The organism is Shewanella gaetbuli (assembly GCF_023284065.1).
GTDB lineage: Bacteria > Pseudomonadota > Gammaproteobacteria > Enterobacterales > Shewanellaceae > Shewanella > Shewanella gaetbuli.
Window position 1 is genome coordinate 80,971 of record NZ_JAKIKP010000006.1, and the last position, 19,613, is coordinate 100,583.

The window sequence follows — 19,613 nt, forward strand, 5'->3', positions numbered from 1 at the left end:
AATGTCTTATAGAAATGGTGCATCTAGCCCGTTAGTTGATTTAATTCAGTCGTACCGCAGAGAGCAGATTGTTCGTGATCAAATGCGCATCGACCAGATGAACCGTGACCGTGAACATGCCTATCGTATTAGTCGAGCGAACCAAGCTGATAGACAATGGGAAAAGTCATTTGAAACGGGTGTCCAACAGTGGGCATACGATAGGAATGTTGAAGCCCAAGAACGTCAGCGTTTGGCTGATGAACGTGCCAAGAAACAAGCAGCACAAGAGCATTTTACCCAAGACTCGTTGAACCTACTTGGTGAGCGGGAACAAGAGCTTAAAGGACGTTTAGCTGCATTTGCAGGTGGCGGTCAAACAGGCCAAGTGGCAGATTTTGGGTTAGTTGATAGAGGCGACAGCTATACAGTTGAGGGTGTGCGTACCGATGGAACACGAGTTGGCTTTAATAATGTAAACCCGACTGAACATGACCCTAGCAAAGCATTACGCATTCCTAAGCACATGGCGCGCCAAACACTAGACCATGTTGACCGCTTAACAGCACAGGCCGAGCAGCAAAACATGCCGCCTGAAATGGCTAATGCGTATGTTCGTGCAGGTATCACGCAAGACCCTGAAACCAATGAGGCGCGTATCGCTACGCCAGAAGAACAGGCAGTTAACCTACGTAACCAAGGTTTCATACACACCAATGATGATATTAAAGAAATGACTAACGAGGTGTCGGCCAAACTAGAACCTAAGTCATTGAAGAATAGCCGTGTGCAGCCAAAGAAAAACGGTGATGTTGCCGTGTCACCTAAAGCAACGCCTGACGATGTGGTGGACTTCAAGCGTCAAGTGACGGAGCAAGGTGTTAACCTCAAAGTTAAGTTGCCTTTTAGCCTAGGTGATAGCAAAGACGATGCAGCGCAAAGCCCAGAGGCTAAACGAGCCAAAATTGAGGAAGAACTCGCACAGATACAGTCTGAAAAACGCAGGCATCAAGCAGCCTCTAAACTGTACCTAGCGAATGAGATTGACGAGCAAGCGTTCCTAAATTACACGGCAACTGGTGACTTTACCCGAAGTGCGGCACAAGTTGAAAAAGACGCATTAGCTATGCAGGTGGACGCAGCCCAGCTTAAAAGAATTGAGAGGCAGATGCGTAATGGTGAGCTTGAGATTCGGATGAAAGTTAAAGAGCACAATGCCAAGATGACGGGAAACAAAGAGGGTGAGGCGAGCGATTCAGTGAAATACGCTGACTTACTCAAATCATCTGATGGCCGCACTATCCTCAAGACCATTAATAGCACTGTGGTAGGCTCAATTAAGCAGTACAATTTCCGTGATGATACCAAAGAGCGTTTAGCGGCTGCGGTTGAAAGTGAGTTACCCGCACTGTTTACTACGAGCTTCTTTAGCCAGCGTGACGCAACCAGTATGGGGAACTTGGCTGCACTGAATATTGCTACTGGCCTAAAAGGGCGTGATATGGAGGCAGGACGGGGTAACTTCCCATTAGTCACATATCTTGTCGATGTGGAAACCCAGCACAAGCCACTTGTCGCGTCACACATTACACAAACCGTACAGAGTGCGCCCGAAAATGCGTACTTATCGACTCCTCAAGGCGTTGTGCCACTAACAGCCGAGAGTTATTCCTATGCGTTCGACCAGTACCTACAACATGTGGTCTATCCGAACACCAATGGGGAACTAACCGAGGCTGATATTGCGGAAGAAGTGGCTAAATTTAATGCGAGGAATGGGCTTAGTGGGTAGCTTTAAATAAGCTCTAAACACAATATTAGTCTTAATGCTATAATCCATATTAGTTCTACTGCTAATATGGATTTTTATTTATGAGTCAGGAATATTTAGATTTCTACGCCAAAGAAGCTGAACACGCAAGGCTACGTGCCGAGAAGAAAGCCTCGCAGCAACCAGCAGAGCCAACCCAACAAGAGCCAGAGTTTACCTTGGTTGACGGTGATTCAGGTTACTACAATACTGGACAAGGCGAGGAGCATATTAGGTTCACAGGTTTTAATACGGGTGAAAAAGCCCACAAAAACCGTTTTGATGAAAGCCCAAATGCTCAATTAGGCCAACAAACAACACAAGCGTTGTTAGATAATGGTGCTAATGTGCAGCGTAGCGGAGAGCAGGGCTACTATGGCCGCGAACTGGCCACATTAAGCGGTGAAAATGGTGAGAATCTAGGACATGATCTTGTTCGAGCAGGTATCGCTTTACCAACCAAAGACGAAAAATCAGCACAAGCGTTCTATGATGGTATTTCACGTACCGCATTAGGCCGCAACCCTACCCATAATGAGATTGTAAACGAGGCTGCTCAACATGTTGCCCCTACTGAACGTAATTTTGAAAACGTTGCGTTCGGGCAAATGCAGCCCAAAGACCGCAGAAATATACTCGAAAAATCATGGTCACGGGGCGTTGATGAAATGCAAGCGTCATTCGGTGGCCTGTTCAACTACCTAGGTGAATTAACGGGTAACGAAGACTTGGCGCAATTTGGCCATGAATCTCGAACCAAGAACCAACTTGAAGCTAGTTTTTCCCCAAGAGAAGTTGAGAGCTATGAGCACATTAAAAGTGTCGATGATGCCGCGACCTACATTGTCGAAACGCTAGGCGAAATGGCACCGTCATTAGTGGCTGACGGTTTAATCACTCTTGCCACGCTTGGCGGTGGTTTATCGGTAGTTGCCGCTCGTCACGCAGCCACCACAGTTGTTACCCAATCAATAAAACAAAAAGCTATTAGTGCTGCAAAAGGAAAAGCGATTAAGCGAAGTCTGATGGCTGGCCCTGTTGTATCGGGTATGGCTCAGTCCGCAGGGGCAATGGAAAATCGTTTAGATGCAGAGTCAGACGGTGAGCATGGTTTGGCATCAACATTATCAGGTGTTGTAGGTGGTGTGCTTAACCTTGCGCCATATGCTGCGGTGTTCGGAGATATTGCGCGTACTGCAGGGCTTGGTGATGATGTTATTGAGTCAGTCACCAAGGGTATGAAAGGTTGGGCTACCAATGCTGCAACAACAAGCATTAAAGGTGGTGGTGCAGAGGGCGCAGCGTCACTTGCCCAAATGGTTATTGACGATGTTATTTATGCTAATGAGCTAAACAAAGATTGGGATGACATAACGACCAATTATGTTGATGACACAATCCGCGCTGTACTCGGTGGTGGTATTGCCGCAGGTGGCGCATCGGGTATCGCTAGCGGTGTATCCGTAATGCGCGAGTATAGCGAGGCCAGACGATTAGCTGATGCAGAGGCCAAGAACCAAAATGCAGATTTACGTGCCGAGGCAGAAGCGTTCAACCGCATGTATAGCGAATTGCAACTTGATGATGGTGCAGAAGTCATTACGAGCGAGGACGGTATTTCAGGCCGAGAAGAACGCGAGCTACGCAACAGCAAATTCATGGACGGTGACAACTTAATACCTGTAGATGAACTCAAAAAGCGCATTGATGCAGGTTCGGTGACAATGGACGAGGTAAGAGAATTTGTACTCGATTCAGGTGTTAATGAGCAAAGTGTCCCATTACTTAACGAAGAAGAACGTTTAAAAGAACGTCACGACCGTTTACACAACCGAGCCAGAGCTACCCTTGATGTGTTAATGAGTGATGACCCAAGTTCGGTAGAAAGCAGTGAGCTTGAGCCTAAAACAGTAAAACGTTTAGCCTCTCTTACACAGGACGAACCAGCAAAGGCCGCAGAGTTAACCAAGCGTCTAGCTAAGGCTGTATTGAGTAAAACCGATGATCCAAACAAAATGGGTACTCAGATTCGGGACGTTTTAGGTGTGTTCAAAGATGCCTATATAAAACGCGCTGACATTCTTAGTGACACTGAGGTAACACCTGATTGGATGCAGGGCTACTACAACGTATTGAACCCAAAAGCTGAACCAGCAGCCGATACTTCAACCTTTGATAAGAACCATGTGGCTGAGAATGCAGAGGTCGCAGACAAGGCCAAGCAGCATGAGCGTAAAGCACTTAACGCTAAGTACGGTGAGGTTAACGCTATGGCGCAGGCCACATTGGAGAACATGCGCCAACGTGCAGCTAACGTCCAAGACCCGACCTTGGCACAGGCGTTCAATGACATAGTGAATGACGTTGCTATCGACACCAAAAGTAGAGAAGCAAGTGCCAAGCTAAAGCAGCTTGAACAAGACTATGGTGTTAAGACTAATCCTGATGCACCAGTTCAATTACGGTGGTTTTCAGTCTTAGAGGCCGCAGATGAACAGATGCGTGACCTAGGGGCAGCTAATGAGGCCAGAGCTAACATTGACCCGTCAGAAGTATACCGAGGGGCTAATACGATTGAATCAGTGGCAAAAGGTGCTAACCCCACAGCCCCAGAACCTAAAGCCCAAGTGAAGCGTGTTAACCCTGCCGATAACAAGGCCATAGAAACACAGACAAAGGAAACCAAAACAAAGCCTGCGCCAAAGGCTGAGAAGAATATGGCTACGGCAAGGGCTAAGGCGAATTTGGCTGTTGCTGAGGACATTATTAAGGCTGCAAATGGTGAGCGAACACCACAGTTAAGTAACCTTATGAAGCATTACGGGGTGAAAGAAACGTCTAGTTACGCTAAAGATGTACTATCACTACGTAAAGCACTTGTTGACCGAGTAACCGATACACCTACACCTAAGCCTACCGTAGCCAATACGCAGAAAGTGACAGAAGCTAAAGCGTCACGAAAAGCGTTGGAAGAAAAAGCGGGGGAGGCATGGGAGAAATCCAATGAGGGTGAAGCGTTACTTGCTGATATTGCTCGCCTAGAGGAGTCAACCAAGGGTGCGCGAAACTTGGTGAATAACGCGCTCAAGAAAGGCCAGACCCATATTAAAGGTATGACTATCCATGAGGTCGCCCAGAACATTGTTCGCGTTGAACAAACGCTTTCTGAGTTGCGAAAAGCTGAGAAGAAAGGCCGAAAAACCTTTGTCTCAGATTACATGGACGGTGAGTATCATGATGACATGCCAGGTCAAGATTCGGTAGTCGAGATCGCCCAAGAGTTTGATGCTGAATCAACCCAAGAAAACAGCGTTGATGCGCTTTATGACGAGGGACAGTTAACCTCGACCCGTGAGGTTCGGGCTGCAATGGAACAGCGTCAAGCTCATGCTAGAGGTGTGATTGATGATTTAAGTGAATTACTACCCGATGTGTCTAAAGAGGCATTTGCGGAGTTGGAACGCCACTTAACCCGTCAAACTGAACAGGAATTGGATATTTTAGGGCTGGTCGAGTCTGACCCGAAAAACCGAGCCACTAATGTAGAAGTGCTTGGCGGTAATATGCAGCAAGCGCCTACTGCAACGGCTAAAGGTGTAAGAGGGTTTAATGAGGCTAAGAGGTTAAGTAAAAAAGCGGTTAAAGAGCTTTCAGACATGATCACTTCTGCATTTACCCGTGAGTTTGCCGACAAAAAGGTGAGTTTTGATGATGTTGAGCAGTTCTTACGTAAACGTGGGATTATTGGTGATAGCGCACTAACTAACACCAAAGAAGATACCACCAATCCTTATAGCATGACGGAAAGCATGATCTCCCGCTCACTATCTAGGTTGCGAGGTAAAGACCCCAAACTCAGTGATGTTGGCCGAGTATTCGTTACCCAAATAACCCCAGATGGGCGCAAGGTTCGCCATACTATTTTGGCTGATGAGATTGTTAAGGCAGGACTTGTTACCCAAGGCCGTAAGCGACATGACATTGAGACAGGCAACAGCGACATAAATAACACGCGAGTGGATATTTATACTGCATTCTTGGATGGTTTAAGTGCGCTACATAATGCTGGTATAGATTCTGGTGATTCGTCAGTTGGCCATTACAAGCTATCCCAAGTACCCGCCAACCTTAAAATATGGCATACGCACGGCAGCAAAAAGGTTGATGGTGAAAAGGTCTCTAAACCCCTGACATTGGCATCTGTCCAAAATTATACAAACCTCGTTACTGTGTCCCGATACCGAAGCCAGATTGCTTCTAATCGAGGCACGATTGAGGCTATGCGAGATTCGTTGACTGCTGAGTTAAAGGGCTTAGTTGTCGAGAATGACAAGGACAGAAAACGTAAAGCCGATATAGAGGAGCAGTTAGCCTTATTAGAGGGTGAGGTCGAGGGATACGACACAGATAAAAGCCTTGAGGTGCAGGTGTTAATTGATGAATACCGTGAGGCAATGGCAAGTCGTGATGACTCCGACCATTTTGACCATCAAACGTCCAAACCCAAGGGTAATATCCAAGGTGAGGATGTTTACCACCAAGACTTTGAACGAGAGCTTCAATCTGATGCTGAGGCAGAGTATTGGAGAGTCAAGAACGGTAAGCCTTTGGAGAGTATGAGTAATGAGGCTCAGTTATTCAAAAAGGTTGTAGAAGTTACCCGCAAGCACTTGGCTAAAGCAGATAATGTGGATGCGAATAACCCCGCGCCCACCTTAAATAAAAAAGGGCAAGACCGTGAAATCAAAGGCAAGGACAAAAAGCCTTTATCACAGGGGGATAAGGTACGCTTGATGCGTAGGCTACGTAAAGAAGTTACCCCGCATAAAGTGGTCAAAGGGTTATGGAAGCTGACCCACACGTTACGCACTCGTTTAGAACGGATTCACCCAAATATGGCCGATATGCTCTTTGCCCGTACAGGGGAGGATTCGGGCTTGCCTAATTTCGAGCGTGATAGCCGTTTTATGCGAGAATCGTTTGAATCTAAGTGGGCTGCGGCTATGAGAGGGCAAACAGCCAAGGATATTAAAGCCGCTTGGCTCGATGCTCAAACAGGTAGCCCGAAAACTGAGCTAGGGAAAAGGGCACATAAGCTGGTTAGTGAGTTTACGGCTGAAATTAGCAAAGCTAACCCTAACTACAAGATGAAAGGCTTACCTGTTGTAATCGACACGGCTAAGTTAAACAGTGACATTGAAGGTTTCAAAGAAATCCTAAACCGCGCCAATATCAAGTTCACAAAAAATTTCACAGTAGATGATCTTGTTCACAGGCTAATGGACGCAAAAGGTGTTGCTGAGTTTGCAATTAGGCCAGAAAACCCAAGTGTAGTGGGCGGCCAAGGATTTATGGATATTCTACGCCCTGCTGTGAAAGATTTACAAAGAGCGGGATTCATTGACCTTGATTCAGAGTCAGCAATGGCACGTTTCATTGCTTCGGGTTCTGCGTTCGCTACGTGGTCTAAAATCTTCGGTGCAAAGAACAAGAAAGGCGAGTTTAACGAAAACGCTCTGTATGAATACTATAAACAGCAAGTTCCCCCTGAGTACCTTGGGGAGTTCAGACGTTTAGTTGCCGGTGCAACAGGACAGTTTTCGGCAGACACACATCCTTGGATAAATCGCCTAAATTCAGTGTCGTTTACATTAACTGCCGCTACGGTGTTGTGGTTCAGTGGTATAGCTAGTATCCCTGAAATCGGTGTTGCTGCGGGGCGTACTCGTGGTGACGTTAAAGGGCTAGGTAAAGATATTATCAGTCACTTGCGAGGAACAACCCGCAGAGAACGTGATGACTTGGCAGAGCTATTCGGTACAGTTACCCCGTCAATGATGCGTGAAACTTTGATGGCGACCTATGACAATGGCCTGCTTACTATTGGTAAAACAGGGGCTAAAGTGACTCAGGCCGTGTTTAAGTATAATGGCCAAGAGTTCATAACTCGAATGACCCGTTCACTTGCTACCCAGTGGGGCATAAAGTTTATTGAGCAACATGCGAGACTTGCAGCAGAGGGCAACGACACCAGCGTTCGGCTACTTAAAGAGTTACGTTTAACGCATAAAGACGTTACGCAATACTTGAAAGACACGGCTGTAAATGGTGGTGTTCCTAAGCTGGATAGCAAAGCGGGGGCTAAGGTTGCTACCGCAATTCGTTTATTCGTAGACGAGTCCGTATCAAACCCACATGCGGGGCAAATGCCTCTTTGGATGTCAGACCCCAGATTCAGTATCCTTTCGAGCCTGAAAAAGTTCTATTACGCCTACTGGGATAATTTCCACCGAAGTGTATTTGGCGAGATGCGTAAGCGAAAGGCTGATGGACGGGGAGCAATGGACGTAGTAATGCCATTAGCTGTATCGGCTGCGGTGATGTTGCCATTGGCTGCGGTATCTGAGTTCTTGAGGGAGCTTTGGAAATACCCCGCAGAGATTATCCCAGTATTACCTAAGTCGTTCGCCCGTCAGCGAGAGCGTGACCTAGGTGATCATTTAGTTGGAATCGCACAAGCAACAGGTGGTTTAGGTATCCTACAAAACGCATCTAACGCTTGGGAGCAGCATGGATATGGCCGTAATTTCGCTGTGTCGGCTGCTGGGCCAACTGTAACCTTTGCCACGGAACTCTTATCGGGTGATGTGATGACTCGCAACCCGTCAAGAATCCTTGGCCCAATAAACCAGACACCTTGGCTACGTAAACCCATCAACAAAACGTGGTCAGGTTGGATTAAAGAGGACGAATACTAATTTAAAATATTAGCAACACTGTTATAATGGCCTAACAGTATAACCAATTGTTAGGCCGTTAATATGACTGAACCATTCCGTAAAAACTTTCCTAAAGAAGAATTGCGCTGTAAATGCTCGGTATGCAATGGCGCATTGCCCAACCACTGTGACGATGAAGCACTTACTAAGTTACAAGCAATCCGTGAGGAGTTTGGTGAGCCAATGCCGTTGTCTAGTGCATTCCGTTGCCGAGCGCACCCAGCAGAGGCTAAGAAACCCCGTGCAGGCTACCACAATAAAGGTGTTGCCTTTGATGTGCGCATTCCTTGGGGCGCGTCTCGTATTCGATTAGTCGAGATTGCGCTAAAGCACGGTGCTAAAGGGTTTGGCTTTGCCAATAGTTTTATCCATATCGACTTCCGCGAGTCGTTCATGAGCTGGACTTACCGCTAATGAAAATCACACTATCTGAGTTTAAGGGCATTGCGCCCAAGTTTGACCCGATACAACTCAATGATGGCTACGCAGTAACAAGCGTCAATACACGGTCGGGTAGAGATATTTTAGAAAGCTGGCAAATGCCAAAGGCCGCAGCAGGTGGCGGTTTGCACAACGATAAGGTCAAGTCGCTATTTAAATACAACACGAAATGGTTCTCATGGGATAAGGAGAATGTAAGTGCTGTCCGTGTGCCGCTTGCGAATGATCCGTGGGACTACGTTGTTATTGCTGACCCTGATACCTACCCGCAGATGACGTTCAACACTATCGCAGAAAGTGGCGTTGCCCCGTTCCCGAATGTCACACACCGATTAGGTGTTTATACGCCTGATGCGCCAACAATTGAGGGTTCAGGCACACATGACGCGCCTAGTGATGGAACAGAGGAAAGTGAGTTTGATGCCTACGAGACTAACTACATTGTGGTGTTTGTAGACGCATTTGGCCGAGCCTCAGCCCCGTCATCGGCCTCAGATAGTGTGGTGTTTAAAGAATATGAGGGTGAACGTGTTTGGTACGTAGACTTGAAAATGCCAGACGTTCCCCTACACGGAATTGCCAGTGATGCAGGTCGCGGGACAGTGGCCAAGTGGTATGTGTACCGAGGCAATTTCAACGGTGCAGGTTCTGGCTTGTACCAGTTCGCGGGTACGGTAGATAACAATGTAGACAACCCAGTGTTTAAAGACACTGTACCGTCAATGCTACTGGATGAAAGCCCCACTACCTACGATTGGACACCGCCACCTGATGATGACGTAGCCACATTCCCAAATGGGGCACTTCGTAAAGTGGTTTCCATTGGGGATTTTCTGGCAGGCCACAATGACCGTTTGGTGTGTTTCTCAGAACCCGCAGCCTTTCATGCGTGGCCGACCGCTTATTATCAAGTATTCAGTGAGCAGGTTGTCACCATTATGGTGTCAGGGGCTAATTTAGTCGTTTTGACTGATTCGCACCCTTACGTGTTGTCTGGTGCAGCACCATCGGCAATGTCACCTACAAAACTGGCCGAGCCAGTAGCGTGTGTTAGTCAGGCGGGAGTTACAGAGGTATTTGACCGAGTTTACTTTGTCTCAACCAATGGCCTGTTTGAGATTGAGGGCTATTTAACACGTAACGTCAGCCGAGATTACATGACGGAAAAACAGTGGGCAGCACTAGACCCAAGCACAATGACACTGAGCCACTACGAGGGCTTTGTGTTTATCCATTCACCATCGGCACAAAAAACATATGTATTCGACCCTGCAAACCCAACGGACGGGTTACGTGAGGTGGACTTGAACCCACAGGCTACTTGCCAACTGACCGATTCTGCAGATTTAGCCTTTGTTGAGCAGGGCGGCACTGAGGTGATGTTGTTTGATGCAGACCTTGACCGTTCATACCCGATTGAATGGCATTCAAAAGAGTACACGTTCAACACGCCTATTTGTTTCAGTGTGGCAAAGGTAAGAGCCAACGCTTATCCCGTCAATGTAACAGTGAAATGCGAGAAGTTAGACGGGACAGAAGACAGCTACACCAAAACAGTTCAAAGCGCAGACTTCTTCTACTTACCGTTCCAAAACCGTAGTAAACGTTGGTGGGTAGAAGTTCACGCTTCTGCGAGTGTTGAAATACAAGATATTCAAGTGGGACAGACCGCACAGGAGTTTATTTAATGGCATTGACAGGAAATAGAGCCAAAAGAGCACTTCCACCAATCCCAAAGGATGCTTCACCTGAAATGCGCAATCTGTTACTTGCGTTAAGTGAAAATACGCGAGTGATGGGAGGTCAGGGCAAAGGCAACCCATTAGATGCCGCAGTGACTTTTAGGGATATTGGTGGCATTCAGGCCGCAGGTACGATTAGAAACTTGGTGGCAGGCAATGGGCAAAATCCAGACGCACCCGATGTAGAGGTCGAAACGCCAACAGCCCCTGTCGGGGTAGTGCTTTCTGCTTCAGATTCTGCGGTTGTAATTGGCTGGGAAAGGCCAGATTTTAAGGGCTATTGGTACACCCAAATCTACCGCACGACATGGGATGGAGAGAATTTAGTCGGGTTCAGCGAATCTTTTGCAATTGGTCAGGTATCAGGCACGTTTTTAGATGTTACCGTGCAACAAAACACAAATTACATCTACTGGCTGCGCCATGTAAACGCCAAAGGTGAAAAGTCACCACTGTCTGACTCTGCGGGACACACAACTAAAACCACTGAATCGCTCGACTTGAGAAAAGGTTGGATCACCCAAGAAGCACTTGAGCAAGCATTAAGCAGTAAGATTGATGCGCCCTTTGACGGAGGCTGGGAGCTACGCATTGGTGACTTAGAGAACAATTACACTGAGGTTGGTTCTCAAATAGGCTCTATTGAACAACAGCTAGATTCATTAAGCAGTCAGGTGGGAGATATTGAGGGTTCATATGTATCCCAAACTGAATTGGCTGCGGCAGACTATGCAACGCGAAATGAGTTAACCGCCTATGTTAAGCAAGTAGACCTCGATACTACGCTGGGTAGCTATGTCACATCAACCGAGCTTGCGAACGCAGACTACGCTACACGTACTGACTTAACAGCATATGTGTTGGAAACTGACCTAGATACAACGCTAAGTAGCTATGTAACCAGTTCTGAGCTTGCCAGTGCTGATTATGCGAAACGAAGTGATTTAACAGCCTATGTTAAGCAAGTAGACCTCGATACTACTTTAGGTAGTTATGTCACTAGCTCTGAGCTTGCCAATGCGGATTATGCTACACGTACTGACTTAACAGCATATGTATTGGAAACTGACTTAGATACAACCTTGAGCAGTTATGTGACCACCACTGAACTTGCCAATGCTGATTATGCGCAGCGTACCGAGCTAACGGCCTATGCGACTAAGGACAGTGTAAGTGCAGTTGAGCAGCGAATGAGCGCCAATGAGAATGAGGCATTTTACTCGTTGAAAATTCAGGCTGATGGTAAGGTGGCAGGTTTCGGTTTAACTTCGAACCCTGATGGGACGGCAATTCTGTTCAATGCTGACCAAATCGGTTTCACCAACGGCTCAACAGATATTATGCCTTTCAGCATTCGTGACAATAAGGTATGGATTGACCATGCCCGTGTGTCGCTTATTGAGGCAAGCACGATCATTAATGTCGAGAATGTAGATGACCCCAATTCTAAACGAGCGCACTTAGGTAATACCTTTATCGAGGGCGCGTTGAATCTTGGTAAGGCTGGTCAGATCCAATGGAAAGATTTATCGCCTGAGTACCGTGACCGAATTGTACTTACAGACCCAGATGCTACGTTAACTGGCGGCTCGCGCAGTAAGTCATCATCGGCTGTGGCGGGTACGTACTACATGGCTAAGTTAGACGGAACACCTGCTAACTACGATGAACCCATTCTTTCTGGTGGAGCTAACACGACAATTAGCCTAAGTGTTTCAGGAGGCGTTAGAGGGCATAAAGGGGCTAATAGCCACACCTCAGCCCCTAAATGTACAGTCACCTTGAAGCGGAAACGTGCGGGAGGTTCAACAGAAACAATTGATTCAAGTACATATACAGGCTGGGCAACTAACGTCACCGCCCCAGGTGAACCCGAAGAACACCACTCAGGCATTGATATAGATAACAACGTGTTATGCCCCGCGCCAACTGCGGGTTATGAGTACGAGTATTGGTTTGAAATATCAAATGTCAGTGGTTCTTGGGCTGCGGATGATAATGGCAACATCATTAGTGGCGGTAATATTAGTGCTACTGTCACAGAAACGGTTAGCAGTACAGGTGGTGTCCTTGTAGAAAGCCTTGCATATGCAGGGGACAAGTATTTCACAGTAAACGATGGTGGCGTTGGCTCTGGTGCATCGGTGGTATTGGGCAATCTTTATATGGGTAACTTTGGCTACCTGATTGCCGACTCACAGGGTAAAGTCTATGACGCTGGCAGCCGAGTTTACTCAGCTAATAACCGTAATATCGGCACGGGCAGCACCAATTACGCAGCAGGTAATCATACTCATAGCTACTTGCCACTTGGCGGTGGGACTATGACGGGAAATATTTCTCTAGCCTCGACAAAGTATATTGGCTACTCCTCAACATACAACTACAAACCTTATGTAACGGGTACAGTGAATGGAGTGTCAACCCGAACGGAACTTTTAGGTGCAGCGAATATTTTGATCCACGCTGACCATGATGGTTCTGGCACTTCGGAGTCGTTGTATTTACGGGCTGGCTCAAATGCTTCATCAACTAGCTCAAATGAGTTGAGGCTAGTCAGCACATCAGGTACGCGCTCAAACACGGGATTGATATACAACGGCAATACGGTATTTCATGCTGGCTATCACCCTAACGCAGATACGTGGACAAGCCCAAGAACGTTAACTATTGGTTCATCTGGCAAGTCAGTAAATGGCTCTGCCAACGTGTCATGGTCACATCAAGAGATGAAAGTCCCAAAAGACGCAGGGCAATTATATTTTGGGTCAAACCAGACAATTGACACAGATGAATTTTTAGATTTGCTAGAGGCAAAAGGGGCATTCTCCACACAAATATGGGTATGCCGAGGGGCGTGGTCATATGCAAATCAAGTGGTTGTAGATACAGGTATTGGTAAGATAGGTACTGCGGGTAGCGTTATTGAGGTTATCGGTACAAGTAGAAGTGGTTGCACCATTAAGGTTGCTTGCCCCACGACAGGATCAGGCGGTGCTAATTCACATCGCGATTGGGTCTACATCAATAACGGCAGTAGCTATAGCCCTAGTTGGAGGGTCTTATATAGCTCGAAGAACAATAATATCGGCACTGGCTCAACTAACTACGCAGCAGGGAATCATACCCATAGCTATGTCCCACTTAGCGGTGGGACGATGACGGGGGCGTTACTTTTCAAAAAAGGGTCACATGCAGGGGCTTCTATTTCAGCATTAGACGGTGGGGTTAACGGAACAAACCTAATCATCGGCTCAGGAGGCAATGTTGTTATTGGTTCGGGGGAGTCAACAGCGGCAAATGCTGTAGCTTCGGGGAACACTGGGGAGGACTTGCACTTAGGGTCTGATGGTGCAATATATTTTTATACTAATGCTCAGACTTGGGGGTCGAGAAAGACCGTTTCGATTTCAACAAGCGGTGTAGTGAGTGCCCCAACTTTCTCAGGTTCACTATCAGGCAACGCTTCAACCGCTAGTTGGGCAGATACGGTTGACGTGAACACTTCAACTTCAACAGGGTTTTACGGTCTTGTCTGGCACTCAGGCGACACGCTTTTCGCATCGGGAAACCAAGGGCTGACAGTAAGACCTAGTGATGGGTTTACCAAAATCAAGCATGGCTACTTATGCAATAGTAGGTTGATGTTTGATACAACGGGTCGAATTGCCCCAGTGAGTAGTAGTGCTAGACGTTCTGGCATGTACGGTATTTACGACTCATATAAGGTTGGCCATATCTGGTCAATGGGTACGGCCTACATGGTTGATGATAGTGGCGCGACCTTTGGCAACCTATATGGCCTTGCATACAAACACACTAACAATACTACTGGTGGCACAATGGCAGGCGGTCACCAAATGGTGTGGTGTGCCAACGGGACACCTAAATGTGCTATGGGCGACAACATTTGGACAAGTGGTGTTGTCTATGAGGGTGGAACGGCACTTTCTAGCAAGTATTTAGGGATAAGCGCCACTGCCAACAAGGTCAAAATCAATTCCACTTCTTCCAGTTCGCAGTTTCCAGTGCTGTTCGCAAGTGGAGGCAATATCTACAACTCAAGTAGTAAAGGCATCACGTTTAACCCCAGCAACGGCAACTTGTACCTCGATGGGCATTGTTACTTTGCCTATACCTCAGATGAACGCATAAAACGCAATATTAAAGAGTTTAAAGACCCATTGGCCTCAGTATGCCGATTGCGCACTGGTAGCTATGACAAGCTGGTTGACACATATGACAATGCCAACAACAGCCACAAAACCTATAAAAGAGAGTACGGGTTCATTGCACAGGATGTTGAGAAAGAGCTAGAGGGCTTTGTCAGTGTTGGTAGTGATGGGCTGAAACGATTAAAAGGCGGTGGTTTTGAGGTTCAGGCGTTACTTGCTGGGGCAATCAAACAATTGAAACGCGAGCACGATAAAGAAATCAGCGAACTTAAAAGGCAAATGGCTTCATTGATGGGACTAATAAAAGGAGGGCTATATGGCGATACCACTAACTAATTTTAGCTCTGCTGATGTTATCAAGGAGGCTAGAGGTTCAATCCAACCTTTCAATTCAAACGATGCAGATGTGAGAAATTTAGCTGGCTATCCAAGCGGTATGTATAACTCAGGAGATTGGGCGGGGGTTAGCAGTACAACTCATACGCTAATACCTTACTATTTCGACCCGATAGGGCAATACCCATATAAAGGAGTAGGGTACTTTCGCCAAAATGGTGGGCAATTAAGCCCACCTACGCTTGGTGGAATGGTTGTCGATGCCTGTTACTTGAACGCTGATTACTACAACAGGCCATCTGGCTTTTTTGTAGATGTGTATGGTGGGTATCTCCCCATAGGATACAAAGCCTATTTAGAGGTTCAATTTCAAGAGTTCAGCACATCTTGGGATGTTTATGTAAGCCACGCAATCCGTGTAAGTAATCAAAAATACTTCCATTTTTCGGAACAGCTTAACGGTGTGCAACGAATCAACGACCTTGGAAGTTGGCTTATGGGGCGGCAAGGTAAGGCGACAGGGATTAAACTTTACTATGTGGTAGCCTCCCCAAGTGACCCGTAAACGTGACTTTTTCGCCTTTAAATAGTAGTATTACTAATAATATTTGACCAGTATCAACTTATATAGGTGCGCTATGACATTAGATGAATTTGCCCAGCTACAAGATCAGTTGAACGTTGACCTAGCAACGGTGCTAGTCAATTTCGAAACGGATTCACCAGACCCAAGCATTCGCATTCACTCCTCAAACCTGTTCTTTCGTGATGATGGTACGGGGAATTTTGAAGCTGTGGCTGAAACAACGGTCGAGGCCATTGTGGACTCAGCACGTATTGTTCGAACCCAAACCAAGGCAATACCAATCGTAACGACTAACTAATTTCAAAGAGGTAACGATGGACGAGATTACTTTACTTAAAGCCCGATTACTTGACGCACAAGATACCGCAAATGGTATGCGAAGTGCGATTGACCAAATAGCGCAGGCCGCAGGTTTTTCAGACGGTGATGTGATGGGGTTAATCCAGCACATCCAAAAACTAAAAGAGGTGTACGATGGGAACGGTACTCGTAAAAATTCTAAAAACACTACTACTGAAATTAGTGACCGAGAAAGTAGTTAAAGAAGTCATTCTTTCACTACTCGAAGCTTTCGTAAAAAGGACGGATAATAAACTGGACGATAAAATTGTTCAGACTGTTCGAGAAGCTTTAGGTTAAAAATAAACCCTAATAAAAAATAAAAGGACGCATTGAGCGTCCTTTTTCGTTGGTCAAGTTTTAATCTAAAAGTGATAATTTTCTTGGGTCCATCCTGTGACCGTTTTGAAACCCATTTTTTGCCCTTGGGGTCACTGTGGGGTCATTTTATTTAATAATGATGGATACTCATGGTCACGCTGTAAGCCCGATGCCTAGCGGTTCTGGTCACTTATGGATAATTAAGGAGAATATTGTTAAAGAATGCATATTATTTTTTACATTTATTTATTTTGGTTAAAAAATCGCTCACTAACGCACATAAAAACTAGATTTACTTGAAAGTCTGGCCGCAACACTCTATATATGGAATCAATTTTGTTACTTTTTGAGACTATTTGGCGCAAATCAAACTATGGGTAAATCGCTAGTTATTGTCGAATCGCCGGCCAAAGCCAAGACAATTAATAAATATCTTGGTAAAGAATTTATCGTTAAGTCGAGTGTTGGTCACATCCGTGACCTCCCGACTTCCTCTACTTCTGACGGCACTGTGCCAGCAAAACCTGCTGCCGAAGTCCGTAAGATGTCACCTGAAGCAAAAGCTAAATATAAGCAAGCTAGAGACAAACAAGCCTTAGTTTCCCGAATGGGGATTAACCCTGAAAAAGGTTGGGCCGCTAAATATGCCATTCTACCTGGCAAAGAAAAGGTCGTTAAAGAATTAAAAACACTCGCTGAATCTGCTGACCAAATCTATCTCGCAACCGATTTGGACCGTGAAGGAGAAGCTATCGCCTGGCATTTGCAGGAAATTATCGGTGGTGATGCTTCACGGTATCAACGAGTGGTATTTAATGAGATTACTAAGTCAGCGATTCAAGACGCTTTCAGCAAACCTGCAACGCTAGATACCAATATGGTTAATGCGCAGCAAGCTCGTCGTTTCCTCGACCGAGTGGTTGGTTTTATGGTGTCGCCATTATTGTGGAAAAAAGTAGCTCGAGGACTGTCTGCGGGACGAGTTCAATCAGTTGCAACCCGATTAGTGGTTGAGCGTGAAGGCGAAATTAAAGCCTTTGTGCCTGAAGAGTTCTGGGATATTCATGCTGATTTAAATACCAGTAAAGCTGAAAAGCTCAAAATGCAGGTGATGAAATATCAATCATCAGCATTTGAACCCATTAATGAAGCTCAAGCTCAGGTCGCTGTTGATGCGCTTCAGTCGGCAACGTTTACGGTGTCAAACCGTGAAGATAAAGCTACATCGAGCAAACCTTCTGCGCCGTTTATCACTTCTACGCTCCAGCAGGCTGCGAGCACCCGTTTGGGCTTTGGCGTAAAGAAAACCATGATGATGGCTCAGCGTCTGTATGAAGCGGGTCATATTACTTATATGCGTACCGACTCGACTAACTTGAGTCAAGAAGCGTTAGACACCGTGCGTGACATGATTGGTAAAGAGTTTGGCGATAAGTATCTTCCAGCTGACCCTATCCGTTATGGTAGCAAGCAGGGTGCACAAGAAGCGCATGAAGCTATTCGACCATCAAATGTTGCTGTGCAATCAGCCACATTAACGGATATGGAGCGTGACGCTCAGCGTTTGTATGAATTAATTTGGCGTCAATTTGTGGCGTGTCAGATGACTCCTGCAAAATATGATGCCACTCGTTTAACGGTTACCGCAGGTGAGTATGAGTTAAAAGCCAGTGGTCGCACCTTGCGTTTTGATGGTTGGACTCGTGTGCAACCACCAATGAGCAAGAAAAATGACGATGACAGCACTTTGCCTGTGGTACAAATTGGTGACAAGTTAACCTTAGCTGAGTTGACGCCTAAACAGCACTTCACCAAGCCACCTGCGCGATACAGTGAAGCGTCGTTGGTTAAAGAATTAGAGAAAAGAGGCATTGGTAGACCGTCTACTTATGCAACGATTATTTCAACCATTCAAGACCGTGGTTACGTTCGCGTTGATAATCGTCGATTCTTCGCTGAAAAAATGGGTGAAATTGTCAGTGAGCGTTTAGTTGAAAGCTTTAAAGAGTTAATGAGCTACGACTTCACCGCGAGTATGGAGCAAACATTAGATGATGTTGCTCATGGCAAACTAGATTGGAAAAAAGTCCTTGATGGATTTTACGGTGACTTCACCAAACAGTTGTTATTAGCTGAACTTGCGCCAGATGAAGGCGGAATGCGCTCAAACGACCCAGTGTTAACCGATATTGAATGCCCAACGTGTCAACGTAAAATGGGTATTAGAACCGGTACTACAGGGGTGTTCTTAGGGTGTAGTGGGTATGCATTGCCTCCAAAAGAGCGTTGTAAAACCACGGTAAACCTAACACCTGGTGATGAAGCTATTAGTGACACAGAAGACGGTGAAACAGACGCGCTGCGTGCTAAACACCGTTGTGGTAAATGTGGCACTGCAATGGATAGTTATTTGATTGACGAATCTCGTAAATTACACGTATGTGGTAATAACCCTAGCTGTGATGGTTATGAGATTGAAAAAGGTCAATTTAAGATCAAAGGCTATGAAGGCCCAATCATTGAGTGCGATAAGTGCGGCAATGATATGGAACTTAAGAATGGCCGCTTTGGTAAATACTTTGGCTGTACTAACAGTGAATGTAAAAATACCCGCAAGTTACTTAAAAATGGCGAAGCGGCACCACCAAAAGAAGATCCTATCTTTTTACCAGATTTAAAATGTACTAAGTCAGACGCGCATTTTGTGTTGCGAGATGGCGCAGCAGGTATCTTCCTCGCGGCAAGTACATTCCCTAAGTCTCGTGAAACGCGGGCGCCACTGGTGGAAGAACTGGTTAAATACCGTGACTTGCTATGGGATAAATACGCATTTTTAGCTGACGCTCCCGTGGTCGATGATAACGGCAATAAAACGTCCGTTAAATTCAGCCGTAAAACCAAAGAGCAATATGTTGCTAGTGAGGTTGACGGTAAAGCGACGGGTTGGTCGGCTAAATTTATTGGTGGTAAGTGGGTAAGCGAGTCCACAAAAAGCACCAAGAAAAAAGCTAAAAAGTAGTTAAAATGTATTAGCACAAAAACGCCATCATTATTGATGGCGTTTTTTATGTGTATTTGCATGAGTTGTGTATCAAATCTGCTCAA

The 19,613-nt window shown here is 46.1% G+C and carries 9 protein-coding genes; all 9 read left to right on the forward strand.

Features of this window, described 5'->3' with window-relative positions; translation table 11 throughout:
* The first annotated feature begins 1 nt into the window (after window position 1).
* A complete protein-coding gene (locus L2672_RS09790) occupies window positions 2-1,771 on the forward strand; it encodes a hypothetical protein (RefSeq protein WP_248995670.1) in 1,770 nt (589 codons plus the stop codon).
* An 80-nt stretch (window positions 1,772-1,851) separates the two neighbouring features.
* Window positions 1,852-8,547 (forward strand): thermonuclease family protein, encoded by a 6,696-nt coding sequence (locus L2672_RS09795; RefSeq protein WP_248995671.1) that lies wholly within the window; start codon window positions 1,852-1,854, stop codon window positions 8,545-8,547.
* Window positions 8,548-8,610: 63 nt separating this feature from the next.
* Window positions 8,611-8,982, forward strand: coding sequence for a D-Ala-D-Ala carboxypeptidase family metallohydrolase (locus L2672_RS09800; RefSeq protein ID WP_248995672.1), 372 nt, complete (start codon window positions 8,611-8,613; stop codon window positions 8,980-8,982).
* The gene (locus tag L2672_RS09805; protein WP_248995673.1) at window positions 8,982-10,697 is read left to right on the forward strand and encodes a hypothetical protein; all 1,716 of its coding nucleotides are present in this window, start codon (window positions 8,982-8,984) and stop codon (window positions 10,695-10,697) included. Before L2672_RS09800 ends, L2672_RS09805 begins: the two co-directional genes overlap by 1 nt.
* Window positions 10,697-15,262 carry a tail fiber domain-containing protein gene (locus L2672_RS09810; RefSeq protein WP_248995674.1) on the forward strand — a complete coding sequence of 1,522 codons (4,566 nt, stop codon included), beginning with the start codon at window positions 10,697-10,699 and terminating at the stop codon, window positions 15,260-15,262. Before L2672_RS09805 ends, L2672_RS09810 begins: the two co-directional genes overlap by 1 nt.
* The gene (locus tag L2672_RS09815) at window positions 15,243-15,827 is read left to right on the forward strand and encodes a hypothetical protein (RefSeq protein WP_248995675.1); all 585 of its coding nucleotides are present in this window, start codon (window positions 15,243-15,245) and stop codon (window positions 15,825-15,827) included. Before L2672_RS09810 ends, L2672_RS09815 begins: the two co-directional genes overlap by 20 nt.
* Window positions 15,828-15,900: 73 nt before the next feature.
* Entirely contained in the window at window positions 15,901-16,146 is a 246-nt protein-coding gene (locus tag L2672_RS09820) for a hypothetical protein (protein ID WP_248995676.1), read from the forward strand.
* 16 nt (window positions 16,147-16,162) lie between these two features.
* Window positions 16,163-16,390 carry a hypothetical protein gene (locus L2672_RS09825; RefSeq protein WP_248995677.1) on the forward strand — a complete coding sequence of 76 codons (228 nt, stop codon included), beginning with the start codon at window positions 16,163-16,165 and terminating at the stop codon, window positions 16,388-16,390.
* A 491-nt stretch (window positions 16,391-16,881) separates the two neighbouring features.
* The gene (topA, locus tag L2672_RS09830; RefSeq protein WP_248995678.1) at window positions 16,882-19,527 is read left to right on the forward strand and encodes a type I DNA topoisomerase; all 2,646 of its coding nucleotides are present in this window, start codon (window positions 16,882-16,884) and stop codon (window positions 19,525-19,527) included.
* Window positions 19,528-19,613: the final 86 nt, after the last annotated feature.